Genomic DNA, 25668 nt, shown 5'->3' with positions numbered 1-25668 from the left:
CATAACGGCATCGATCCGGCGACAACAAGGCAAATTGCATCACAGCCACATCGATATGCACGCCTGCCTGAATCAAACTCTTGGCAAACCCGTCCAAACGGCTGATTTGAATCAGGAAATCAGTATTTTACCCGGATTCATGATGTTGTCGGGATCGAGCGCTTTCTTGATGGTTCGCATGTAGTCCGTGGCTTCGCCCAGCTCCATGGCCAGATACTTCATCTTGCCCTGCCCGATGCCATGCTCGCCGGTACAGGTTCCCTCCATGGCAATGGCGCGCTTGGTCAGCCGATCCATGAAAGCTTCGGCACGCTCCATCTCGCTGGCATCTTCTGTATCGAGAAGCAGGAGAAGGTGGAAATTACCATCTCCCACATGCCCGACAATCGGCGCTATAAGACCTGTTTCGGCAAGGTCCTTTTCCGTCTCGCCGATGCAGTCTGCAAGACGTGAAATCGGCACGCAGACATCGGTGGAAACGCCCTTGCAACCGGGCCTCAGCAGAAAGGACGCAAGATAGGCGTCGTGACGCGCCCGCCATAGCCGGTCGCGTTCCTCAGCATCGTGGGTCCACTGGAAATTGCCCCCACCATTGCCTGCAGCAATTTCTCCAAACAATTCCGCCTGTTCGGCAACGCCGCTTTCCGTGCCGTGGAACTCGACAAACAGATAGGGCTGTGCCTCATAAGGCAGTTTGGAATGGAGGATCAGCGCCTGCATCTGAAGCGTGTTTACAAGCTCGATACGTGCAACGGGGATACCCATCTGGATGGTTTCAATCACCGTGCGGCAAGCCGAATCCACATCCGGGAAAGGACAGATACCACCGGAGATCGCCTGCGGTATCCCCTGTAGTTTCAATGTCAGTTCGGTGATGATGCCAAGTGTTCCCTCGGCTCCGACAAGCAGCCTCGTGAGATCGTAACCCGCAGCCGTCTTCTTCACGCGCTTGGAAGTCTCGATCAACCGCCCATCGGGCATCACGGCTTTCAGCGCCAGCACATTCTCGCGCATGGTCCCATAACGCACTGCATTCGTACCGGACGCACGGGTGGAAGCCATGCCGCCCAGCGTGGCATTGGCACCCGGATCAATCGGAAAGAACAGTCCCGTATCGCGCAGATATTCATTCAGTTCCCGGCGCGTAATGCCCGGTTCCACCACGCAATCCAGATCTTCCGCGTGCACCGCAATCACCCTGTTCATGCGCGTGAGGTCAAGAGAGACACCACCAGCGGGCGCATTCACCTGCCCTTCGAGCGACGAACCGGCGCCGAAGGCGATAACCGGAACGCGATGTTCGGCGCAGATACGCACAACATCCTGCACCTCCTGCGCAGTCTCCGCAAAGATGACGATGTCCGGCGCCTGTGTCGGTACATAGGTCGTCGTGTGACCGTGCTGCTCGCGGATAGCCTGACCGGTCTGCGCACGCTCACCGAAACGCTGCTTGAGAATACCCACTGCTGCTGCAATACCGTTCTCATTGCGTGCAAGCGCGACAACATTTTCAAGCGACATCGTTCATTCTCCGAAATTCATAGTCAAACGGCAGGCAACGCCAATGCGACCGGGTCTTGTCCAAGATGCTCGGCAACGGCGCGGATCACCAGATTATGGTCCTCGCGCTGCGGCAGCCCCGATACGATTACTGCGCCGATTACGCCTGCCCCTGCAACGCGGATCGGAAATCCGCCGCCCGCCAGCGCGTAATCTTCGACATTCAATGCTTTATGGAGAGCAAACATGCGATCGTCGCGATTCTGTTCCAGAACAAGACGATAGGTCGAAGCATGAAAGCGGCGCACGACATTGAACTTGCGGCGCAACCATTCCTGATTGTCCACTGTGCTTCCGGCGGTCGTCGCATAAAACAATTGCCGGTCCCACAGGGAAATTTCGGTGGCAATGCCGAGCTTTTCCTTCACGGCGATATCGCGAATGCGATGACCAAGCGCGAATGCTTCATTCTCGTCAAATGACGGAAAAATAAGCGCCTGTTCCTGCCGGATGATCTGCGCAATCGCCTGCTTGCTGTCGTCGCCCTGTGCCATTCTCTGCATTTCCCCGATGAGCCGCACGAAATCTGTGCGTTCCTTGTGCGCCTTCGATCACGTGATTGCAATAAGGGTTGTCCGCCATCAAACTTGATTGATCGGATGCAATCCACTAGTGGAGCCTTATGGTTCAGAACCCCAATATAGATGTGCCCCTGAAAGGCGATCAAATACCGGATTTTGTCGAAACCGCCGTGTTCAAGCGCGACGTGTTCTCGGAAACCCATGCCGGTTATTTCGTAGGCGATCCCGATACCCGTATCATCCGTCGTGTCGTAAGCGCTGCTCCCTGGTGGTCGAAGCCGCTGGCATGGATATTGGCCCGGCGCGAAATCCGTGGCCTCAAGACTGTACGCGGCATTGAAGGTGTCCCGCAGCTCCTCGCCGTCGATAAGGACGGGCTGTATCGATCCTGGACGGAAGGCACACCGCTGCATCTTGCGCGCCCGTCCGATCCGAAATGGTATCGCACCGCGCACCGCATCCTGCGCGATATGCGCCGTCTTGGCGTTACCCACAACGACCTCGCCAAACCGCAAAACTGGCTGATGACGCCTGAAGGTGAAGCTGCAGTCATCGATTTCCAGCTTGCAAGCGTGCATCGTCGTCGTGGCGCGCTCTATCGCCTGATGGCCTATGAGGATTTTCGCCACCTCATCAAGCAGAAGCGTGCTTTCGCAAAGGACATGATGACACCAACGGAAAAGCGCATTCTGGCGCGCCGTTCGCTGCCGTCGCGCATCTGGCTGGCGACAGGCAAGAAAGTCTACAACTTCATCACGCGCGGCATTTTCAGCTGGTCGGACGGCGAAGGCACCGGTGACCGGATCGACAATGAAGGTCCTGCAATTCAGGCGGCCCTCAAATCTGATCCGCGTGTCTCGGATGTAGCTCTCGCGCTTTATTCGCTGCCAGCCAAGGGCGTCGGCATCTATGCTTTCGTGGAGACTCTCAACGCCGACGAAAAAAGCCTGCGCGCGCGCTTGAAAGGCCAGAAGGTTGAACTGATCCAGCCGGTTGCCCATCTGCCCCGGCGCGCTGACGGGACCATCCGGGACGACATTCTGCGGCTGATCGCGATGAACCAGATGACGGAACTCGATGATCTGTTGCAGCGCGAACCGGAACTGCGCGGACTTGTGGAAGCACTGGCCTCGCATCGCCTGAACTTTACGGATCGTCGCGTCACTCAATTAGAGTAGTCGAATATTTTAACCCTTTCGCTGGTCTTTCAGCCACGAATCATTACATTCGGGTCAAATGTCTGACTTTCCCGACGATATGCCGTTTTTCGGCGATGACGACGCTCCGGCAGGCCGCACGCCTGCTCCCGGTGGCATTGCCGCACGTGCCATGGCAGCACGCAACCAGCAGCGTGGCGAGCCTGATTACCTGAAAGGGTTGAACCCCGAGCAACGTCAGGCAGTCCTGACGACGGAAGGTCCTGTTCTGGTGCTTGCCGGTGCGGGCACGGGAAAAACGCGCGTTCTGACAACGCGTATTGCACATATTCTGACCACCGGCCTTGCCTATCCAAGCCAGATTCTCGCCGTGACTTTCACGAACAAGGCCGCGCGCGAAATGAAGGAGCGTATCGGTCATCTGGTCGGAGGCGCAGTCGAAGGCATGCCGTGGCTCGGCACGTTCCACTCGATCGGTGTCAAGCTTTTGCGTCGCCATGCGGAGCTTGCAAATCTGACATCGGATTTCACGATCCTCGACACCGACGACGTGATCCGGCTTATCAAGCAGCTCATTCAGGCTGAAGGGCTTGATGACAAGCGCTGGCCTGCCCGCACCTTCGCCAACATGATCGATGGCTGGAAGAACAAGGGATTCGGGCCATCCGATATTCCGGAAGGCGATGCGCGCTCGTTCGGCAACGGTCGTGGCCGCGAGCTTTATCAGGCCTATCAGGAGCGCCTGCGCACATTGAACGCCTGCGATTTCGGCGATCTTCTGCTGCATCCGATCCGTATCTTCCGCAATCATCCGGATATCCTGCGCGAATATCACGCGAAGTTCCGCTACATTCTGGTGGACGAATATCAGGATACGAATACGGCGCAATATTTGTGGCTGCGTCTGTTGGCGCAAAGGCCGCAGACACGTAACACAGCACCAGCGCCTATTCCGACCGAAGGTCGGCAAGCCCGACCGGGCGTCGCGCCTGATGGCGCGCCCCCGCGGAGCGAGCCGCGCAGCGGCGACAGCGTGAGCGCAAACAAATCAGCACAGGTAAACCTGTGCTGCGTCGGCGACGACGATCAGTCGATTTACGGCTGGCGCGGAGCAGAAGTGGACAATATTCTTCGCTTCGAAAAGGATTTTCCGGGCGCAGTCGTCATCAAGCTTGAGCGCAATTACCGCTCCACAGCGCATATCCTCGGTGCAGCCGCCCACCTGATCGCACATAACGAGGGTCGCCTAGGCAAAACGCTGTTTACCGAAGCACCCAATCCAGACGATCCACGGGTCAAAGTTCATGCGGCCTGGGACTCGGAAGAGGAAGCTCGTGCTGTCGGCGAAGCCATTGAGCAGGCCCAGCGTCAGGGGCATCTCCTCAACAACATGGCGATCCTCGTCCGCGCTTCTTTCCAGATGCGTGAATTCGAAGACCGTTTTGTCACGCTCGGCCTTAATTACCGCGTCATCGGCGGCCCGCGCTTCTACGAGCGGCTCGAAATCCGTGATGCGATGGCATATCTGCGTGTCGTTGCACAACCGGCAGACGATCTGGCGCTGGAACGCATCATCAACACGCCTAAGCGTGGTCTGGGCGAAGCCGCGATCCGCCAGATCCATGACTATGCACGTGCACGCGATATTTCGATGTTTTCCGCGGCCTGCGATCTCATTGAAACCGAGGAATTGAAGCCGAAACCACGCTCCGCACTGCGCGAAGTGGTCGAGAATTTCCTGCGCTGGCAGTCCCTGATCGACAACACGCCGCATACGGAACTGGCCGAAACCATTCTGGATGAATCCGGCTATACGGCCATGTGGCAGAATGACAAATCGGCAGAAGCACCGGGCCGGCTTGAAAACCTCAAGGAACTGATCCGTTCCATGGAGGAATATGAGAGCCTGCGTGGATTCCTTGAGCATGTCGCACTCGTCATGGACGCCGAACAGAACGAGGATCTGGATGCCGTCAACATCATGACGCTGCATTCGGCCAAGGGTCTGGAGTTTGAAACCGTCTTTCTTCCCGGCTGGGAAGAAGGCCTGTTTCCGCACCAGCGCGCGCTTGATGAAGGCGGACGTTCCGGCCTTGAGGAAGAGCGCCGCCTCGCCTATGTCGGCGTGACCCGCGCCAAGAAAAACCTGCATATCTGGTTCGTTTCCAACCGACGCATCCACGGCATGTGGCAATCGACCATTCCTTCCCGTTTTCTGGAAGAACTACCGGAAGCGCATGTGGAAGTGGCCGAACTGGAAGGCAATTACGGCGGTTATGGCGGAGGCTATGGACAGTCCCGCTTCGACAAGGCTGATCCATTCCAGAATTCCTATTCGACACCCGGCTGGCAGCGCGCGCAGCAGAATCGCTCCGATGCCACCCGTAACAACTGGGGTTCTCGTTCGGGCAGCAAAGTGGAACGCATCGGCTATGGCGAGACCGATTCCGGTTTTGGAGCTGGTCGTGGCTCCATCAAGGGACGCACGATTGACGGTGAACTGGTGGCTAAGTCAGTGGCCGACAAGCCATCGGCCTTCAAGGCGGGCGACCGCGTGTTCCATATCAAGTTCGGCAACGGAACGATTTCGCTTATTGACGGCAACAAGCTGACCATCGATTTCGACAAGGCCGGACAGAAGCGCGTTCTCGATAGTTTCGTCCAGCCGATCTAGTTTCCATCACAGATGAAGGATCAGGGCAGCCGGATTATTCCGGCTTGCCCTTTGCCCATGTGACGTCACCCTTGTAAAGCGGCACGGTTGAAAGCGACGTTTTCGCTGAACCGTCCTGAACCTGTGTCGCATGGGCGAGATAGAGCAGAGTATTGTTTGTCTTGTCGTATATGCGCGTGATGACAAGCTTCTTCCAGATCAAGCTTGTACGCTCGGAGAACACCCGTTCCCCGCCCTTACCGAGATCGATATCTGCGATAGTGATCGGCCCTGTCTGCTCGCAAGAGATGGACGCATTGGACGGGTCCTCAAACCAGTTGCCTTTCTGCAGCCGGTCGATCATGCCGCGCGAAAACGACGCCAGATGACAGGTTACGCCCTGCACTTTCGGGTCCTGTACCGCATCGATGACGATATCGTTTCCAAGCCAGTCGACGCCAACCTTGCCAACTTCTTCAGCCGGAGCGGCCGAAGCCGCAACGACCAACATGGGAGCAAGCAACAACCCGGCAAAACGCTTCAGTCCGACCATATCTTCCAGCCTCCAGAACTGTTGTGATGCCAAGGTGGGTAAACAATTGCGGCTTTGCAAGAGCCGGAATTCAGCCGCTCCACTTTTCCAGAAACGCCTCGATTTCGAGCGTCTGGATGTCTGGAACCGCTTCATAGAGCTTTTCCACCGACCAGTTCCACCATTCGAGTTCGAGCAGTCGGTCTATGACAGCATTATCGAAGCGTTTGCGGATGAAACGAGCGGGAACACCGCCGACCACATGATAGGGTGGCAAATTCTTCGTCACGACCGCATTCGCGCCAATCACGGCACCGTGGCCAATCTGAACGCCCGGTGTGATGACCGCGCCGTGGCCGATCCATACATCGTTACCGATGATCACGCGCTGCTCCTGACGGCTTGCCCGGAACTCGCCATCAACGCCCAGATAACGAAAATATTCATTCGGTCGATAACTGACTTTATGAGTCGTGAGCCGCTCCATCGGGTGTTCGAGAGCATTGATGCGAACATTCGCAGCAATTGAACAAAACTTGCCGATCTCGGCATAGATTCCCTCGCCGTTCCGCTCGAAATAAGTGAAGTCGCCGACCGTGACTTCACGAAGAATCACACGCTCGCCAATATCGGCATACCGTCCCAGCTTGACGGATTTCAGCTGAGCCGTCGAATGAATGCGGGGTTCGCTGTTCTGGAAACGGAGATCATCTGACGACATCATTGCAAACTCACCTCAAGCTTCCCTGCAGCGCAGTCAGCTCTGGAACGAACTGCTTAAGCCGCTTCCTGCGAACTATCTTGCTCGCCGGAAAGATAATCCTTGATAACATTCGGCAGAACATCGTCAAACTTCGCAATGAGGGCCTGGTGAATTTGGGCTCGAAAAGCGGGCTCGAAACGCTCAAAACCCTGCACGCAGCCGAAGGGCGCTGAACCGGCCTCGATCGCCTCAAGTTCTTCCGCCCAATGTTTTTCCTGGACAAAATCCAGATAAGCCAGTTCTCTCGCCGGACGAACAGAAGCTTTGTGCCGCAAAATCTCCAGATGATTGGCGAGAGCAACCGTATTGAACTGTTCGATATCGCGATATCGAAAACCGACCTGCCGATTCAGAACATCGGGACGTTCGGTGAAAAAAGCCGCCAGCGTGCTGCGCCGCAACGGATGTGGGTGATGATGGATCGACATGAATCGATCCTTCATGCCAGCAGTGACAGCGCCTTTCCATTGCGCCATGCGGAATTTCGGAAACGTATATTCATACCGCGATATCTTGCCAAGCAAATGGCGCAGCTTGTACTTCCAGCGTGTGTTTTCAGGTCGCACCCAATCGCCATGAAGAACAGGGCGCTCGTTCTCATAAAGATCGGATACTGTCAGCGGAGCATTCACGAAGAAATCGTCGTTGGAATAAATAAAATGCTCCGACAGCCCGGGTATCCGCCACATCGCACCTTCAATAGCGCGGGCGTTGAACGAAGGGCGAGCAGCCGGCAAACCATCAAAAATATCATCATGTGATACGATCTGGATAAAAGAAGCATCACATTTGCCCTCATGCTTGAATGCATCGAGGAAACGGGGCTTCTGATGATCGGTGATGATGAAAATGCGCTTGATGAACGGGGCGAATTTGATGACGGAAGCGATGTTATAATAAATCTCGCCATTATCGAGATAACGTTCGTTTGTAACGGCTTCGAAATGCGTGCGATCAGAATTTGGCGCGAACCTTTTTCTGGCAGCCATATGCGCGGGATCCTGCCCGTCAACCCAAGCGATTACGTAATCGACTTCCAATATTGCCCTCACAAGAAATTGCAATTTTATGACCGAAATATATCAGTTCGATCAACCTTGCAAAAAGAAAGAACGAAGAAGCTGTTCAACTTTGGTCACGCGGATGAGACAGGAGCCAAACTGTGCGAAGAGCCATTATCCACCGCGCGACAAATAGTCAAAAGTTTCAGAAATTATTGAAAATTGAGCAAATGGCCGTACATTACCGCCATGCTCTTCATGATGCAGGATGCGGCTATATCGACCGTTCTGCAGCGCATAAAGAAAAGATAGATTGTTGATCAGCGCATCAAGGCGCGTACGGAAATTCAAGGCTGACTGGACATGAAAAAATTCCTGCCCATCTTCATCATCGCCTTCATCGTCGTTATCGTCGGCGCTGCGGGTCTCAATCTTTTCCGAGACAAGGAAGCGGCTAAAGAACCCTTCGGCGGTCCGCTTAACCTTGTGACCATGGATGGCACGCCTTTCACCGAGAATGACCTGCGCGCTGCGCCAGCAGCAATCTTTTTCGGCTTCACCCATTGCCCGGACGTCTGCCCCACCACGCTCTATGAGCTTGATGGCTGGCTGAAGCAGCTTGGGCCGGAAGCCAGTGACATCAAGGCTTATTTCATCACCGTTGATCCGGAACGCGACACGCAGGAAGTCATGAAGACCTATGTCGGTAACGTTTCCGACCGCATCATTGGCATCACCGGTACACCACAGAATATTGCTGATATGGTCAAATCCTACCACGTCTATGCCAAGAAGGTTCCGGGCGAAGACGGCGAATATACGATGGATCATACAGCATCGGTATTTCTGCTCGACAAAGGCGGTCGCTTCCGCAGCACAATCGCCTATCAGGAAAACCCGGATACGGCTCTGGAAAAGTTGAAGAATCTGGCCAAAGGCGCTGCAAAGAGCTAAATAGAATCTACGAAGCATTTCCATCGGAAATGCGTCAGAGCCTGAATCAAAAAGCGGCATGTGTGTGCGAAAATGGTGATTTTCGAGTACCGGAGCGCAATGTACTTCTGAGCATGGTCCCGAAAAGTTGCAGACTTTACGGATAAGACTATGCACCAGAGAAAGCTACATGAGCACCGGAACGCAGAAAAATTGCCATTTGCAACCATACAGGTCGGCTTTTGGTACAGACTCTCAAAGATAGAGAGCTTTATTACTTCATGGCCCAGTCACGACTTTTCTTTTCGGCGGATAAGGCAGAAGCCGAGCGCGTCTACAACATTCTCGAACAGGCTTTCGAGGAAGACGGCTTCCCCATCGCTATCACCGAAATCGATGAAGACCGGCAGATTTTCGAGGTGTCGGTTTATGTCGAGGACGATGCCGAAGATGTCGCCAAGCGGATCGATGCGTTGGTGGGTGCGGACATTTTCTCCGTTGAAGAACTGCCCGACATCGACTGGGTCACGCATTCGCTGGAAGGTCTGAAGCCTGTCAGAGCCGGGCATTTCTTTGTCCATGGCTCGCACGACCGCGACAAGATCGAAGCAGGCGACATCCCCATTGAAATCGATGCTGGTCTTGCCTTCGGCACCGGCCATCACGGAACGACGGCAGGATGCCTTGAACTGATCGAGGAAACTGTCAACGGCGAACATCCGACCAATGCGCTCGACCTTGGCACCGGCAGCGCTGTTCTTGCCATCGCCATAGCCAAGCTCGCTCCCATTCCTGTACTGGCTACCGATATCGATCCTGTCGCCGTCACCGTCGCCGCAGAGAATGCCGCCAAGAACGGTGTGGCAGAACATATCGTTACGGCAACGGCGGAAGGCTTCGGCCACCCGATCTTCCGTTCCTATTCGCCATTCGACCTGATCGTCGCCAACATTCTTGCCAATCCGCTTATCGAGCTGGCACCTTCCCTCAAGGAGCATCTGGCATCCGGCGGTTCCATCGTTCTTTCCGGAATACTTGACAGTCAACACGATGCAGTGCTCGCTGCCTATCAGGCACAGGGACTCACCCACCAAAAGACGCTGCATCGCGAAGGCTGGGTAGCAATTCATCTGAAATAACAGGCCGTTTGAACCACGGCGTATTCCTGTTTTGAGCGAGTTAAACCTATGGCTTTTCAGAGTTTCGACGTCACCACAAATCCGGCCAATGGCGGCCCACGCGTTGCGAAGCTGCGCGCGAAAATGGCCGAACTTGGCCTTGACGGATTTCTGGTTCCTCGCGCAGACGAGCATCAGGGTGAATATGTTCCGCCCCATGCGCAGCGCCTTGCCTGGCTGACCGGCTTCACCGGATCGGCCGGTGCCGCGCTCGTCCTCAAGAATAGCGCCTATATCTTCGTCGATGGGCGTTATGAACTGCAGGTCCGCGCCCAGACGGACCCCAAGGTCTTCTCCTATGAAAGCCTCGTTACAAATCCGCCGGCTTCCTGGCTGGCAGAAAACGGCAAGGGCCTGCATATCGGCTTCGATCCTTGGCTCCATACCATTTCCGAAGCCCGCAATTTACGTGAAGCACTGGAGGCTCAGGGCGGTCAGCTGGTCCCGGTCGAAACCAATCTTGTCGACGCCGTATGGGACGATCAGCCTGAAGTGCCAACGGCAGAGGTCACAATTCAGCCGGCCCGTTTCGCAGGACATGAAGCGGAAGACAAGATCAAGGAAATACAGGCAGCCGTTACCGCAAGCGGCGCCAGCGCAACTGTCCTGACTGACCCGTCATCAGTCGCATGGGTGTTTAATATCCGCGGCAAGGACGTATCCAACACGCCGCTTCCGCTAAGCTTTGCCATCATTCCTGCGAAGGGTGAGCCAGAGCTTTTCATCGATGAACGCAAACTTGCCATTGAACCGCGCGCCTATCTGACCCAGCTCGCCAAGCTCTCGGCACCGAGCGATCTGGAAGGGCATCTCAGTGCTCTCGCGGCCAAGGCAGAAGCTATTCTTCTAGACCCGACTCTTGCGGCTGAGCAGCTCCGCCTCGTTGTCACCAGCGCAGGCGGCAGTGTGATCGAAGGCAAAGACCCTGCCCGTATTCCACGCGCAATCAAGAACAAGGCTGAACTTGATGGCTCACGCGCCGCCCATGAGCGCGACGGTGTGGCTATGGTCAATTTCCTCTCATGGGTCGACGGCCAGAAGCCCGGCACAATCGATGAAATCAGCGCAGCGCAGAAGCTGGAAGAATCGCGTGCCGATGCCGGGCGCGACTTCCAAATGCCGCTGGAAGACATATCCTTCGACACGATCTCCGGTGCGGGGCCGAACGGCGCAATCATCCATTATCGCGTCAATACCGACACCAACAGAACGCTTGAAGATGGCGAGCTATATCTGGTCGATTCCGGCGCACAATATCGCGACGGAACTACCGATATCACCCGCACCGTCCCCATCGGCAAGGTAACGCCAGATACGATCAAGGCATTCACGCTCGTGTTGAAAGGTGTGATTGCGATCACGACGGCTCGCTTCCCGAAAGGCACACGCGGGCAGGATATCGACGTTCTGGCGCGCATCGCATTATGGAAGCATGGTTTCGACTATGCGCACGGAACCGGCCACGGCGTCGGCTCCTACCTGTCAGTGCACGAAGGCCCACAGAGCATTTCGAAAAAGGGCGCGCAGGAACTGCTGCCAGGCATGATCCTTTCCAATGAACCGGGCTATTACAAACCCGGTTCATTCGGCATCCGCATCGAAAACCTTATCATCGTTACCGAACCGGAAGTGCCGGAAGGCGGCGACATTGCGATGATGGGCTTCGAAACACTGACGTTCTGCCCTATCGACCGTCGTCTGATCGACAAGTCGCTTTTCACGCAGGAGGAAATCGACTGGCTGAACCGCTATCATGCCAGCGTGCGCGAGAAGCTGTCCGGCCACCTCAAGGACACTGAACGCAAATGGCTTGAAGCGGCAACCGCGCCGCTTTGATAATGCATTCACACCGTGAAATGGCGTAGCGCGATCAAAAGCGCTACGCCCGCAAAGAACATGGTCATCATGCTGAGCCGCAACGAAAGCACGATGCAAACCGCGAGCACGAGCAGTTCCCGCCAGCCATGATCCGAAGCAGGCGCGGCCACGATGGCCGTCAGAACGGCTGCAGGCACGGCGTTGAGCGCCGCTTCCACCCGGTAATGCACACGGCTGAAGCGTGACAGGACCAGATGCCCGCCAATACGGGTGAGATAGGTGCAGAGCGCGCCTACGAGAATGATCCAAATCGTGGTGGACATTTACGCCTCCCCTTCGCGTGGCTTGGCAATAATCGCCGCAAGAACAATGCCGCCGAGTGCACCCAGCGAAACATGCCACGGCGACCCCACGAACTTGTAGGCTGCCACGGCTGAAATCGCACTGACGATCACGACCGGCAACCAGTTCTGCCGATGGCGGAAACTCATCACCATGCCGAGAAAATAGATCGGCAACAAAAAATCGATGCCGAAGGCGTAGGGATTCGTGATCAGATTGCCGAACAGCCCGCCAATCAGCGCTTCGAGAACCCAGGTCAGATAGAATGTGAGCCCGATGGCCATATACCAGACGAAGGTGACCGGCTTACCGGCTTCCGCTCGTTGTTCAACTTCCGCATACTGGATGTCTACCAGTACGAAAAAGGCCAGTGCCTTCTGCCATGGCTTGAAGTGACGGATACGCCGACCTGTGCTCGCCGAGTAAAGCACGTGCCGGAAATTGACGGCGAAGATCGACATGACGATCATCCACGGCGCAATGTTCTGGCCGAAAAGATCGAGCCCGACCATCTGGCTGGCACCGGCATAGATGATGGAACTCATGAACACCGCTTCGGCGAGCGACAATCCGTTATCGACAGCAAGCGCACCGAACAGCAGGCCAAAGGGCGCGCCGACAACGACAAGCGGAAGTCCGCGCCGGACACCGTCAATAATATCGGCGCGCGCTGAAGCCCTTACGGGCCGAAAAGTCTGATCCACGAATATTCACTCCTCCGAATGAAGAGTAGTTAGGAAATTCTGCGGCCCGTTGGAATATGATTTCCCAAAAAATCATACTATTAAACAGCAATGCCGCATTTGCGCATCACTCATAAATCCGGCTGATGCATTCATGAACGATTATGATTGTTGTGGAACGGTCTTTTCGATTTTGTGCATCCAGTCTACGAGCGGACGAGCCCGTTCGGTGAAGTCGACAAGACGATCCGCCAGATCGGCACGGGTAATCGTTTCAGGGTCGATTTCTATCCGCACCGAGAAATGCCGATTGCGAATTGCTTCCAGCAAATCATCATCGGTCACGGCCTCGAAACCACGTGGCGTGCGTTTCAGCCGGTCGTAATCGCTGATTTTCAAACCATTTTTCTTGAGTTTCGCGACCATGGCGCGGAATTCTTCCGGCTTCTCTGCAATGGCCGTGCGTATAGCCAGAAGCAGTTCCTTCTTTGGGCCCCACCAAGCCACACAGGCGTAACAGTCGCGGACACCTGGCAGGCCGATGCAGACATAGAAGCAGCCACTCTCGTCCCATTTGGTACCCGATTGCGACAGCAGCGCAGACAGGTGACGGTTATAGGGGGCCTTGTCCTTGGAAAACCGCGTATCCCGTTTGATGCGGAACTGCGATTTCACACGGTCGCCCTTGAACGGCAGACCGGCTTTTTCAAAACGACCCGTCAATTCCTCGACAAGATCGCCAAGCGGTTCCTTCAATTGCTGCTCGAAAATATCCTTGTTCTCGACGAACCATTCGCGATTCTGGTGAAAATCCAGAGCTTTCAGAAACGGGATCGCTTTTTCACCAAAACCGCTGAACGGGGCCATTATTCTTCTCCGACCAGTGTAAACCAGGCGTCTTCATCAATGACTTCGATTCCCAACTCGGATGCCTTGGCGAGTTTGGAACCCGCCCCCGGTCCGGCCACCACAAGATCGGTCTTTTTCGAAACCGATCCAGCCGTCTTTGCTCCGTAGCGCTCAGCCATGGCCTTTGCCTCATCGCGCGACATACGTTCCAGACTGCCGGTAAATACCACCGTCTTGCCTTCGACCGGCGAACCGGTCGATACGAGTGCAACTTCGTCTACAGGAGTCACTCCTGCTTTGAACAAGTTGTCCAATACTTCGCGATTATGCGGCTCCGCATAAAAATCCACGACAGCTTCAGCAACGATGGAACCGATGCCCTCAACGGCAATCAGTTCCTGCCAGGCTTCATTGCCCTTGTCGGTGCGGTCACCCTCTTTTGGCGGAACTGCTTCCAGAGCAGCTTCTTCAAAGGCAGCATAAGACAGATAGGCGCGCGCAAAGCGCTTGGCATTCACCTCACCAACATGACGGATACCAAGGCCGAACAGAAAGCGATGCAGGGCAATCTCGCGCCGATCATTGATCGCATCATAAAGCTTCTTCACGGAAGTCGCGCCGAAACCTTCAATGTTCTCCAGTTTCTTGAGAGGCGATTCAGCCTGTCGCTGTTGCAGCGTGAAGATATCCGCAGGCGATTTGATCTTCAGTTTGTCATCTTCGGCATGGAAGAAGAATTCGACCTGCTTTTCGCCAAGGCCTTCAATATCGAACGCATTGCGCGATACGAAATGACGAATGCGCTCGACCGCCTGCGCAGCACAGGTCAGGCCGCCGGTGCAGCGATAGACCGCCTCGCCCTCTTCGCGCACGGCATGACTGTGACAGACCGGGCATTCATGCGGGAACACAAACGGCGTTGCATCGGCTTTGCGCTTCTCCAACACGACATCGACAATCTGTGGGATCACATCGCCTGCGCGCTGCACGATGACCGTATCGCCGACGCGAATATCATGCTCATCAGCACGAATACGCTCACCCTTGAGTCCGATACCCTTGATATAGTCCTCGTTGTGCAGCGTCGCATTGGTGACGACCACACCACCGACGGTGATTGGCTCCAGCCGCGCCACTGGCGTCAGCGCGCCGGTGCGCCCGACCTGAATGTCGATGCCGCGCAAGATCGTCGTAGCCTGTTCTGCCGGAAACTTGTGCGCAATGGCCCATCGTGGGCTGCGCGAGCGGAAACCGAGCCGCGTCTGCAGATCGAGCCGATCAACCTTATAGACGACACCGTCAATGTCGTAGTCGAGCTGAGCGCGCTCAAGACCGATGGCGCGGTAATGCGCGAGCAATTCGTCTGCACCGTGAAGCCGCTTCGTCAGCGGATTGACCGGGAAACCCCATTCGCGGAAAATCTCGACCATGCCCATCTGCGTATCGGCAGGCATGTCCGACATTTCGCCCCAGGCATAGGCAAAGAATTTCAGTTTGCGGCTCGCCGTCACCTTGGCATCGAGCTGGCGCAGGGAACCTGCTGCCGTGTTGCGCGGGTTCACATAAGTCTGCTTGCCTTCAGCGGCCATCTGTTCGTTGAGCGCGAGGAAGTCACTTTTGGCCATATAGACCTCACCGCGTACTTCAACGACGGAAGGCGCTCCAGCCGGAAGCCGGTTCGGAATTTCGGCAATGGTGCGGATATTCGTCGTGACATTCTCGCCGGTTGTGCCGTCACCGCGCGTCGCGCCGCTAATCAGAATTCCATTCTCGTAACGGATCGACATGGAAAGCCCATCGATCTTCGGTTCAGCGGTAAATGCAATGGAATTATCCGGCAGCGGCCCCAGGAAGCGATAGACACTGCCCACGAAATCGCGGACGTCATCGTCTGAAAACGCATTGCCGAGCGAAAGCATCGGGCGTGCATGAACAACCTGCGCAAATTTGGAAACAGGTGCTGTACCAACACGCAAGGACGGGCTGTCTGTCCGCACCAGATGCGGGAAGCGCGCTTCAATCGCATCGTTACGCCGCTTTAGCGCGTCATACTCGGCATCGGAAATCTCTGGCCGGTCATTGGCGTGATAGAGCTCATCATGATGCGCAATTTCGCGCGCCAGACGTTCCAGTTCTGAAACGGCTTCAGGTTCGGTCAGTTTTTCGACGGGAGTATCGGTCATAAGCGGAGCAAAACCTGCTGATTCAATTTTGCTCAACATAACCAAGAAATACGGCTACGCATACAGCCGCGCTCGGTTACGAACATGTGGTCACACTGACAACGTTCTGTCAGGAGACAAGCGCGCTATTCTTTGTTTGTACGCATTATCCGACGCATCGAAGCGGGATCAGAAATCAGTCCAGTGGACTGATTTCCCCGCGTAGGCGCTTCGCACTTTTGGCTCGCAAATGCTCAATTCTCGGCCAGCAGGCGCTCTGCTGCTGCGCGTGCTTCATCGGTGATGCTGGCACCGGCCAGCATACGGGCAATCTCTTCCTGCCGCTCGTCCACTCCGATGGATCGGATCGAGGTAGACATACGGTCTTCATCGGTCGCCGACTTGGCAATCAGGAAATGTGTGGAGGCACGCGCTGCCACCTGCGGCGCATGTGTGACCGAAAGCACCTGCACGCGCCCGGAAAGCCGTGCAAGGCGCTGCCCGATGGCATCCGCCACCGCACCGCCCACGCCGGTATCGATTTCATCGAATACGAGCGTCGGAGCAGAACCGCGATCCGCAAGCGCTACCTTCAACGCCAACAGGAAACGCGAAAGCTCACCGCCCGAAGCAACCTTCATCATCGGTCCAGCCCGCGTGCCCGGATTGGTGCGCACCCAATACTCAACCGTATCGATGCCTTCCGCCGCCCGTGCTTGCGCGTCGGTCGTCATTTCAACGATGAATTCTGCGCGCTCCAGTTTCAGTGCAGGCAATTCGGCCATCACAGCAGCCTTCAGATGCTCCGCTGTTTCCTTGCGCAAACCGGAAAGCTTGGCTGCCGCCGTGTCATAGGCCGCCCGCATTTCAGTCGCCTGACCTTCAAGCTGGATAAGCTTTTCCGCTCCAGCGTCCAGATCGGCGAGATCAGCATCCATCTTGTCGCGCAGCGCAGGCAATCCCTCCACCGCGACAGAATATTTGCGTGCGGCAGCGCGGAGGGCAAAAAGCCGTTCCTCGACCTGCTCCAGCACGCGCGGATCGAAATCGATCTCGCGCATGGCATGATCTATGCCGTCCTGCGCAAGAGCTAGACTGTTAAGCGCCTCATCGATTGCCTTGCAAACCGGCTCCAGCAAATGCGGCGCTTCGGGAATCTTGCGCTCAAGACGGCGCACAAGGCTCGCCAGCGTCGGTACAGGTGATCCCTGCCCCGACAGCAACTCGCCAGCTTCGTTCACGTCACCGGCGATCTTTTCGGATTTCATCATGATCGCACGGCGCTCGGCGAGCTCTTCTTCCTCGCCGGGTTGCGGATCGAGCTTGGTCAGTTCTTCAACCGAAGAACGCAGATAATCGCCTTCACGCTCGGCCTGCTCTACGCGGGCACGATGCTTGGCAAGTGCGGTTTCCGCATCGCGCCAGGCCTTGTGACGCTCGCGAACCACTGCCGCCTCTGGCTCGAGACCACCGAAAGCATCCAGCAATGTACGGTGAAGATCGGTATCGATCAGCGCACGGTCGTCATGCTGGCCGTGGATTTCCACCAGCCTGCGTCCGAGATCACGAAGAAGCGCGACGCTCGCCGCCTGATCGTTGATGAAGACGCGCGTGCGACCATCGCCCATCTGCAGGCGACGCAGGATGATGTCACCATCATCGTCAAAACCGTTATCACGCAGAAAAATCCGGGCCGGATGTGCGCCCGGTACATCGAACACCGCTGTCACCTGCCCCTGATCGGCACCGTGACGCACCAACGAGGCGTCGCCACGTGCGCCAAGCGCCAGCGAAAGCGAATCAAGCAAAATAGACTTGCCCGCCCCGGTTTCACCGGTAAGTACGGACAAGCCTGTCTTGAACTCGATGTCGAGCCTTTCAATCAGAACAATATCGCGGATCGACAGGTGCGACAGCATGTGAGAACCAGCTTATGAACCGCCGCCGGTGATGAGCGACGAAGCCTTGGCCAGCCACGAATTGCCATTCTCGCGCGGCTGAAGACCGCCGCTCTGCAAAAGCTTGTAGCTGTCCTTGTACCACTGGCTGTCCGGATAGTTCTTGCCGAGAACCGAAGCTGCCATCTGGGCTTCCGACGTCAAGCCAAGCGCATAGTAGGCTTCGACGAGACGAGCCAGTGCTTCTTCCACCTGACGGGTATTGGAATATTCCTCCACAACGCCGCGGAAGCGCTTGATAGAGGCAAGGTATTCCTTGCGTTCCAGATAATAGCGGCCAACCTGCATTTCCTTGCCAGCGAGCTGGTCGCGGGCGAAACGGATCTTGGCCCTGGCATCATCCGTATATTCGGAATCCGGGAAACGATCGACCACTTCCTGCATCGCAGCGATTGCGCGACGGCTTGCAGCCTGATCGCGGGTCACGTCCGGAATCTGGCGGAAGTAGGAAAGACCGATGATGTAATAGGCATAGGCCGATTCAGGCGAAGTCGGGTAAAGCGTGTTGTAACGCTTCGCCATCGAGATCGCTTCTTCGTAATTGCCCTTGCGGTAGTTGGTGAAGGCAGCCATCACGAGCGACTTGCGTGCCCATTCCGTGTAGGGATGCTGGCGATCGACGGCGGCGAACTTCTTCGCAGCTTCATCAAGGCGACCTGCGTCCAGATTGGCGAGACCTTCATTGTAGGTTTTGTCGGCAGGATCAATCGTCTCGACATACTTGGTGAGATCGATGTCGTCGTCCTTGCTGGCACAACCGGCGAGCGGGATAAGAACGGCGATAGCGCCAGTCAGCAGCGCGGTTTTCGTCACACCCTTGAATTTGAAACTCGTCATGCGGTCTCCGGCCTTCTGACAGCGTCATTCCTGTTTGGAGTTGCGTGCTTCTAGCACTGCACGGCAGCTCCATCCATACAAATCATTCAGCTTCAGCGAATGTACGAACATAGCTGACGCTGTTTTGGCCGTCCATAAACCACATGCAGGCGAAATCGGCAATCGTCTAGTGGTCTGAATCCGCCGGACGGCGTATCGAAACGCGTAACCAGTGTGAATTGTCCCCGGTATTGGCTACCCGTATGGGTAGTTGCTCCCCGATCAATCCACCGTAGAACGGCGCACCGACTCAATTGTGAGGTGAACCGGCGAACACGGCTCAATTAAGGCCATGCGCCGATACATACTATTTCTTGGCTAAACTTAGAGCGCCCATGGAGCCGCTATATTCGGCTTCACAGCAACGAAATCCGATGCTCTCGAGTTCTGGCGAACACCCGAAGCCTCGACGATATCGAACGCCGTCTTGTCCGACAGCAGCGCCTTCACCGTTTCCGCATTCAGCCTGTGACCACTGCGGTAGGACCGGAAACAGCCAATGAACGGCAGACCGGCAAGTGCCAGATCGCCGACGGCATCGAGCGTCTTGTGACGAACGAATTCGTCCTTGAAACGCAGCCCGCCCGGATTGATGACAGAATTGTCGTCACCAATGACAAGCGAATTGTCGAGCGACGAGCCAAGCGCATGGCCGGAGGCCCAAAGACGTTCCACATCCTTCATGAAACCGAACGTCCGCGCGGTGGAAAGCTCCTTGCGGAAAGTCGCTTCGTCCACGTCGTCTGCAAATTTCTGCCGACCGATCAGCGGGCATTCGAAGTCGATCTCGACTTCAAACCGCGTACCGGCGAAGGGGCGGAATTCACCCCAGGAACCGCCAGCTTCGACGCGAACCGTTTTCAGAATACGGATAAAGCGGCGCTTCGCTTCCTGCGTGACGATACCTGCCTCATCGAAAGCTTCGATGAAACGAGCAGAAGTGCCGTCGAGAATGGGAACTTCAGGACCATCAATTTCAACGACAAGGTTATCAATGCCCAGCGCAGCGACCGCCGCCATCAGGTGCTCGACTGTGTCAATCTTGGATTCTTTCGGTCCGAGCGACGTGCAGAGGTCTGTTGCGCCAATCTGTGAGACATGGGCGCGCACTTCCGGCGCCTTTCCCTTCAGATCTGAACGCTGGAATACGATTCCCGTATCGGCATCGGCCGGGAAAAACGTCGCCGAAGCTGGAGCTCCGCCATGAACGCCGACGCCCGAAAGCGTAACCGCACGACCAATTGTCTTTTGATAAGCGCTCAAGAGAGTTCCAATCTGCTGAATAAAATGAATACAGGCCGTTTAAACGGAATTTCAACACAGCCCATTTCGCAATTCTTTGCGTCTATATGGATAGATATAGCTAAAATTGCGACAGGAAATACAAAGGGTTCACAAACTCGTGCTGCCCGAACCATACCCCGTTACAATTAAAATAATAATTTGCGTGACTTGAACAAAATCACGCTTTCTTACGAATGTTTTGATTTTGTTTACTGAAACGAAAAAGCCGCGGGGGTTACCCGCGGCTTTCCTATTCACTCACCGAAATGGCTCAGTTCGACTGACGGCGCAGGAAGGCCGGGATTTCGAGCTGATCTTCTTCCGAAGCTGCACGCGGCTGCGGACGACCCTGATCATCAAGCTGGCCGCGACGCGGTGCGTAGATGGACGAGTCCTGCTGCGGAGCGCGACGTTCAGCCGGACGCATGCCAGGTTCACGGTGCTGAGCCGGTTCCAGACGGGCTGCAGGCTGATCTTCCTCACGACGCGACAGACCATGAGTCAGGCGCTTCAGGAGGCTCATCGGGCCGCGCGGCTCTTCCTGTGCAGGCTGCTGCGGAGCACGACGGGCATTGATTTCAGCCTGTGCAACCGGCGGAAAATCCGAAACGGCAGGCATGCGCGGAGCAGGACGCGGTTCACGAACCGGCTGTTCATGCATCTGCGGCTGCTGGTAGGCCTGTGGCTGTGCTGCCTGATGACCTGCCGGTGCCTGCGGCATCGGTGCACGGGCAACCGGAGCGCGTTCGAAGGACTCCGGTGCCGGAGCCTGGAAAATGCGGCTCTGCGGACGGAATTCCGGCTCAGCAGAAGCCGCAGGAGCTGCCGGTGCGGCTGGAATTTCAGCTTCGGCAGACTGGATCGCCTGGGCAATCGGATCGACCTGACGCGGCTGTTCAACAACTGGAGGACGAAGTGCGCCATGCGGAGCCATTGGCTTCGCCTGTGCAGTCTGCTTTACCGGCTGGCGAAATTCCAGCGGCGCAGGCGCCGCGTCTCCTAACTGCTTATCGATACCGGTAGCGACGACAGAAACGCGGATGACGCCTTCGAGGCCTTCGTCGAAGGTTGCGCCAAGGATGATGTTCGCATCCGGATCGACTTCTTCGCGAATACGCGTAGCAGCTTCGTCGACTTCGAACAGGGTCATGTCGCGACCACCGGTGATCGAGATCAGGAGGCCCTTCGCGCCGCGCATCGAGGTTTCGTCGAGCAGCGGGTTAGCGATTGCAGCTTCGGCAGCAGCCATTGCACGGCCTTCGCCGGAAGCTTCGCCCGTACCCATCATGGCCTTGCCCATTTCGCGCATCACCGAACGAACGTCAGCGAAGTCGAGATTGATGAGGCCTTCCTTGACCATCAGGTCGGTGATGCAGGCAACGCCCGAATAAAGCACCTGGTCAGCCATTGCGAAAGCATCGGCGAAGGTGGTCTTGTCGTTGGCAATGCGGAAGAGGTTCTGGTTCGGAATGACGATAAGCGTATCGACGTTCTTCTGCAGTTCTTCGATGCCGAGATCGGCAGTCTTCATGCGGCGGGCGCCTTCGAAATGAAAAGGCTTGGTCACGACGCCAACGGTGAGGATGCCCCGTTCACGGGCAGCGCGCGCCACGACCGGAGCAGCGCCGGTGCCGGTGCCGCCGCCCATACCGGCGGTCACGAAGCACATATGCGTGCCATTCAGGTGATCGACGATTTCGTCGATGCACTCTTCAGCAGCCGCACGGCCAACTTCTGGCTGGGAACCAGCACCAAGACCCTCTGTAACGGCAGCGCCGAGCTGGATCATGCGTTCGGACTTCGACATCGTCAAAGCCTGAGCGTCGGTGTTGGCCACGACGAAATCCACGCCGCGCAGACCGGCATTGATCATGTTGTTGACCGCATTGCCGCCGCCGCCGCCGACACCGAATACGGTGATGCGGGGCTTCAGCTCGGTGATATCCGGCTTTTGCAGATTGATAGTCATAGGTCCTTGTTCCTCTTAAGCCTTACCACCGCTTCGCCGCCGCGGTGTGGATTGGTTGTTACCCAGATGGTCACGCCCCAATAATTCAACACGCTATTTCAACAGCTTACACAATACTTACTACTCAGAAACTCTCTTTCAGCCATTGGCTGACACGTTGAATGCGCCCACCCGTACCGGTCATGAGACCGGAGGAAGCCGCTTTCACCGACCGCTCTTCTATCCCGGCCACCTGCGGGTAAATCAGAAGTCCAACGGTCGCGGCAAAAGCTGCCCCCTTAGCCGCCTCAGGCAATCCCGCTATTCCTAGAGGACGCCCGATTCGTACATTTCTTGCAAGGATTCGCCTGGCTGCCTCTGGCATTCCTGGCAGCTGGCTTGCGCCGCCGGTCAGAACCACACGCTTGCCGACAATATGTCCAAGACCTGACTGGTTAAGCCTGTCGCGCACCAGTTCCAGCGTCTCTTCCACTCTTGCACGGATAATCCGCGTCAGCACCGAGCGCGGATATTGATTGGGTACATCACGCTCATCGTCGCCGATGGGCGGAACGGAGATGAGATCGCGGTCATCGGCAGCGCTCGGCAGAGCGGAGCCATACATAACCTTCAGACGTTCGGCATCTTCCATCCGGGTGGAAAAGCCGCGAGCCACATCCATCGTCACGTGATTGCCGCCGATTGCCACTGCATCGGCGTGAATGAACTTGCCTTCGGAGAAGACGGAGATCGTCGTCGTGCCGCCGCCCATATCGATGCAGGCCGCGCCCATTTCAGCTTCGTCGCCGACCAGAGCGGCAAGACCGCTGGCATAAGGCGTTGCAACGATGGCTTCCACCGACAAATGGCAGCGATTGATGCAAAGCTCCAGATTGCGCAGTGGCGCTGCATCGGCAGTCAGCACATGCATATCGACGCCAAGGCTGTCGCCCAGCATGCCGAGCGGATCGCGAATACCGCGTTCGCCATCGAGCGTATAGCCGACCGGAAGCGAATGAACGAGGTGACGCTCGGCTGCGAGCGCCTGCTTGGCACCGGCAGCCAGTACGCGGCGAATATCGGTCTGCTCGACTTCATGGCCGCCCAGATTAACGCTTGCCGTGAAGGTTTCGCTCTTGAGGCGACCGGCTGAAATATTGACGATCAGGCTATCGACGGTCAGACCAGCCATGCGCTCAGCTGCATCGACCGCAAGGCGGATCGACTGCTCTGCCGCATCCAGATCAATGATGACGCCCGACTTGACGCCGCGTGAACGCTGATGGCCGATGCCGAGCACTTCCATACGGTGCGTGCGACCTGGCAGCAGTGCGCCGCCTTCATGCGGACGCAACCGTGCGATGACGCAGGAAACCTTGCTCGATCCAACATCCAGAACCGTTAACAGGCGCACCTTGCGCCCTGCAGCTCCGCCTTGTGATGATCCCTTGCCGCCCAGAATACTCATACGCGCTTCCCCGTGCGGGATAGTTCTTTTTTACGCTCTGCCAGAAACTTCTGGCGCTGCTCCATGCCACTCGCAGTCAATTGAACAGTCACGCGATCATCGAGACGAAGATCGACCGCAGCGATATCGCGCGACAGAAGATGCTGGTCCTGATCGAGCTTCTCGACCTGCGCGAGCGCCTTCAGCGGATCGGTTTCCGGCAGCATGATGCGCACGCCATTATCCAGAAGCAGATCCCAGCGACGGTCGCCGACACGGATGTAGGCGCGAACCTTTCCGGCCAGACCCGGATAGGCAGCGATTTCATCAACGAAGCCCTTGACCTTCTTTTCCGCGCCCTCGCCCACGACGAGCGGCAACGAATTGTAACGGCCCGGACGGAACGGAACGATGGTATCGCCGGCGGCGTCGATCAGCGCCAAATCCTTGTCGTTTTGCCAGATGGCGAACGCCTTGCGTTCATGCAACGAGACAAGAACCGTACCAGGATAAACCTTGCGAACTTCTGCGCTTTCAACCCATGGCAGCTTGTCGATGGATTGGCGCGCTTCTTCAGCGCTCAGACCGACGAGAGATGTCTCGCCATCGAGATCGAGCTGACCCAGAATATCGATATCGGACGTCTCGTTGTTGCCGACGACCTTTATATCCTCAATTGCGAAACCGAGTGTGGAAGCAGTCGCCTTGACCACCTCCGGCGTGTGACCGCCAACCGCCATGCCATAAAGGCCGGTAGCACCAAGGAAACCCAGCATGCCGACAGTGCCTGCATGGCGCGGAATATTTACATTGCCTTGGAAAAGGCGAGCAGCAAAGCGAAACGGCTTGCGCAGGAAACGCGGCAGGACAAAAGCAGCACCCGTCGCTCCCGATGCATCCCGCATCGAGCCCGAGCGCCCATATCCGTCCGATTTTCCGTTCAACGCAAACAAGACGCGTCCTCCACCATCCAACTCAACAATTCACCGAAAGAGATACCAGCCGCTTTGGCGATATCAGGCACGAGCGAGGTAGGAGTCATCCCCGGCTGGGTATTGATTTCCAGCCAGATAACTTCGCCATCATCAGAGAAACGATCGTCGAAACGGAAGTCTGACCGGCTTACGCCCCGACACCCGATTGCCCGATGCGCCGTAAGGGCCATTGTTTGTATTTTTTGGTAAATATTTGGTAAAATTTTTGCCGGACACACGTGAGATGACGCGCCTGCAACATATTTTGAATCATAATCGTAGAACTGATGACCGACCGGAATGATCTCACACACGTCCATGACGCGGTCACCCATCACGGCACAGGTCAATTCCCGGCCGGGAATGTATTTTTCGACCAGAACCTCGGCACCGTAGTTCCACTCAGCCGAACTGATGATTTGCGGCGGATGCGTCTGATCCTCCTTGACGATCACGACGCCAAAGCTCGAACCTTCGCGAACAGGCTTGACCACGTAAGGCGGCTCCATCGGATGCTCAGTGCCGATCTCAAAACGGTTGAGCAGAAGCGAGGAAGCAACAGCAACACCGGCAGCAGCCGCAACCTTCTTGGCGCGGTCCTTGTCCATGGCGAGCGCCGATGCGAGCACACCCGAATGCGTGTAGGGAATCTGGAGATATTCGAGAACGCCCTGAATAGCGCCATCCTCACCGAAAGGGCCATGCAGCGCATTGAACGCAACGTCGGGCTTCAGTTCGGCAAGAACGCTGGCAACATTGCGATCCACATCAATACGCGTCACGCAATAGCCGCGCTCTTCAAGGGTCGCAGCGCAAGCCGTTCCGGAGGACAAGCTGACCGGGCGCTCCGAAGAGAAACCGCCCATCAAAACGGCGACGTGCTTTCCCGTCATGTTAGCATCCCCTCTGCGCAATCCCCTGCGCATCAATTAAACAGAATCCGAGTAACCCAGCAGCAAAGGCCGCAGGCACCCGCGGCAGGAAAATCCTGCCGAATCAAATCACTGTGTGGTTAACCCTAAAGAATCA

At 56.4% G+C, this 25668-nt stretch carries 21 protein-coding genes; 5 read left to right on the top strand and 16 right to left on the bottom strand.

Features of this window, described 5'->3' with window-relative positions; genetic code table 11:
* Window positions 1–111 precede the first annotated feature (111 nt).
* Together OANT_RS09185 and OANT_RS09180 are read right to left on the bottom strand one after the other, a co-directional pair.
* On the bottom strand, window positions 112–1521 hold the full coding sequence (locus OANT_RS09185; RefSeq protein ID WP_012091769.1) for an FAD-binding oxidoreductase: 1410 nt from the start codon (window positions 1519–1521) through the stop codon (window positions 112–114).
* A 23-nt stretch (window positions 1522–1544) separates the two neighbouring features.
* The gene (locus tag OANT_RS09180; RefSeq protein ID WP_012091768.1) at window positions 1545–2054 is read right to left on the bottom strand and encodes a heme-degrading domain-containing protein; all 510 of its coding nucleotides are present in this window, start codon (window positions 2052–2054) and stop codon (window positions 1545–1547) included.
* Window positions 2055–2182: 128 nt separating this feature from the next.
* On the opposite strand from OANT_RS09180, the gene OANT_RS09175 reads away from it, so the two are divergent.
* Together OANT_RS09175 and OANT_RS09170 are read left to right on the top strand one after the other, a co-directional pair.
* Window positions 2183–3259 (top strand): serine/threonine protein kinase, encoded by a 1077-nt coding sequence (locus tag OANT_RS09175; RefSeq protein ID WP_012091767.1) that lies wholly within the window; start codon window positions 2183–2185, stop codon window positions 3257–3259.
* A 58-nt stretch (window positions 3260–3317) separates the two neighbouring features.
* Entirely contained in the window at window positions 3318–5912 is a 2595-nt protein-coding gene (locus OANT_RS09170) for an ATP-dependent helicase (protein WP_012091766.1), read from the top strand.
* A gap of 34 nt (window positions 5913–5946) precedes the next feature.
* Here OANT_RS09170 and OANT_RS09165 read toward each other — a convergent pair whose 3' ends face one another.
* From OANT_RS09165 to OANT_RS09155, 3 genes are all read right to left on the bottom strand, one after another.
* Window positions 5947–6444 (bottom strand): CreA family protein, encoded by a 498-nt coding sequence (locus OANT_RS09165; protein ID WP_010659748.1) that lies wholly within the window; start codon window positions 6442–6444, stop codon window positions 5947–5949.
* Window positions 6445–6514: 70 nt separating this feature from the next.
* Window positions 6515–7147 carry a DapH/DapD/GlmU-related protein gene (locus tag OANT_RS09160; protein ID WP_012091765.1) on the bottom strand — a complete coding sequence of 211 codons (633 nt, stop codon included), beginning with the start codon at window positions 7145–7147 and terminating at the stop codon, window positions 6515–6517.
* Window positions 7148–7200: 53 nt separating this feature from the next.
* Window positions 7201–8175: a stealth family protein gene (locus OANT_RS09155; RefSeq protein ID WP_012091764.1), complete on the bottom strand. Its 975-nt coding sequence runs from the start codon at window positions 8173–8175 to the stop codon at window positions 7201–7203.
* A 375-nt stretch (window positions 8176–8550) separates the two neighbouring features.
* On the opposite strand from OANT_RS09155, the gene OANT_RS09150 reads away from it, so the two are divergent.
* The 3 genes from OANT_RS09150 to OANT_RS09140 all read left to right on the top strand — a co-directional run bounded on the left by OANT_RS09150 (window position 8551) and on the right by OANT_RS09140 (window position 12134).
* Entirely contained in the window at window positions 8551–9141 is a 591-nt protein-coding gene (locus OANT_RS09150) for an SCO family protein (RefSeq protein ID WP_010659745.1), read from the top strand.
* Between the two features lie 260 nt (window positions 9142–9401).
* On the top strand, window positions 9402–10259 hold the full coding sequence (locus OANT_RS09145) for a 50S ribosomal protein L11 methyltransferase (RefSeq protein WP_029929026.1): 858 nt from the start codon (window positions 9402–9404) through the stop codon (window positions 10257–10259).
* A 48-nt stretch (window positions 10260–10307) separates the two neighbouring features.
* Window positions 10308–12134, top strand: coding sequence for an aminopeptidase P family protein (locus OANT_RS09140; protein ID WP_012091762.1), 1827 nt, complete (start codon window positions 10308–10310; stop codon window positions 12132–12134).
* A gap of 8 nt (window positions 12135–12142) precedes the next feature.
* Here OANT_RS09140 and OANT_RS09135 read toward each other — a convergent pair whose 3' ends face one another.
* The 11 genes from OANT_RS09135 to OANT_RS09085 all read right to left on the bottom strand — a co-directional run bounded on the left by OANT_RS09135 (window position 12143) and on the right by OANT_RS09085 (window position 25532).
* Window positions 12143–12439 carry an AzlD family protein gene (locus OANT_RS09135; RefSeq protein ID WP_012091761.1) on the bottom strand — a complete coding sequence of 99 codons (297 nt, stop codon included), beginning with the start codon at window positions 12437–12439 and terminating at the stop codon, window positions 12143–12145.
* Window positions 12440–13162 carry an AzlC family ABC transporter permease gene (locus OANT_RS09130; protein WP_012091760.1) on the bottom strand — a complete coding sequence of 241 codons (723 nt, stop codon included), beginning with the start codon at window positions 13160–13162 and terminating at the stop codon, window positions 12440–12442.
* Window positions 13163–13303: 141 nt separating this feature from the next.
* Window positions 13304–14008, bottom strand: coding sequence for a DUF2461 domain-containing protein (locus OANT_RS09125; RefSeq protein ID WP_012091759.1), 705 nt, complete (start codon window positions 14006–14008; stop codon window positions 13304–13306).
* Window positions 14008–16173: an NAD-dependent DNA ligase LigA gene (ligA, locus tag OANT_RS09120; RefSeq protein ID WP_012091758.1), complete on the bottom strand. Its 2166-nt coding sequence runs from the start codon at window positions 16171–16173 to the stop codon at window positions 14008–14010. Before ligA ends, OANT_RS09125 begins: the two co-directional genes overlap by 1 nt.
* A 233-nt stretch (window positions 16174–16406) precedes the next feature.
* Complete coding sequence (gene recN, locus OANT_RS09115; protein ID WP_012091757.1) at window positions 16407–18071, bottom strand: DNA repair protein RecN; 1665 nt, start codon at window positions 18069–18071, stop codon at window positions 16407–16409.
* A gap of 12 nt (window positions 18072–18083) precedes the next feature.
* The gene (locus tag OANT_RS09110; RefSeq protein WP_012091756.1) at window positions 18084–18947 is read right to left on the bottom strand and encodes an outer membrane protein assembly factor BamD; all 864 of its coding nucleotides are present in this window, start codon (window positions 18945–18947) and stop codon (window positions 18084–18086) included.
* 363 nt (window positions 18948–19310) lie between these two features.
* A complete protein-coding gene (lpxC, locus tag OANT_RS09105; protein WP_012091755.1) occupies window positions 19311–20249 on the bottom strand; it encodes a UDP-3-O-acyl-N-acetylglucosamine deacetylase in 939 nt (312 codons plus the stop codon).
* Window positions 20250–20541: 292 nt separating this feature from the next.
* A complete protein-coding gene (gene ftsZ, locus OANT_RS09100) occupies window positions 20542–22239 on the bottom strand; it encodes a cell division protein FtsZ (protein ID WP_012091754.1) in 1698 nt (565 codons plus the stop codon).
* Between the two features lie 124 nt (window positions 22240–22363).
* Window positions 22364–23686 carry a cell division protein FtsA gene (ftsA, locus tag OANT_RS09095; protein WP_012091753.1) on the bottom strand — a complete coding sequence of 441 codons (1323 nt, stop codon included), beginning with the start codon at window positions 23684–23686 and terminating at the stop codon, window positions 22364–22366.
* Complete coding sequence (locus tag OANT_RS09090) at window positions 23683–24618, bottom strand: cell division protein FtsQ/DivIB (protein WP_040129183.1); 936 nt, start codon at window positions 24616–24618, stop codon at window positions 23683–23685. Before OANT_RS09090 ends, ftsA begins: the two co-directional genes overlap by 4 nt.
* Window positions 24606–25532 (bottom strand): D-alanine--D-alanine ligase, encoded by a 927-nt coding sequence (locus OANT_RS09085; protein ID WP_012091751.1) that lies wholly within the window; start codon window positions 25530–25532, stop codon window positions 24606–24608. The genes OANT_RS09090 and OANT_RS09085 overlap by 13 nt, the downstream gene beginning before the upstream one ends.
* Window positions 25533–25668: the final 136 nt, after the last annotated feature.

Source organism: Brucella anthropi ATCC 49188 (assembly GCF_000017405.1).
Classification (GTDB): domain Bacteria; phylum Pseudomonadota; class Alphaproteobacteria; order Rhizobiales; family Rhizobiaceae; genus Brucella; species Brucella anthropi.
The sequence above is the reverse complement of the archived record's forward strand: the minus strand, read 5'-3'. Positions and strand labels throughout refer to the sequence as shown.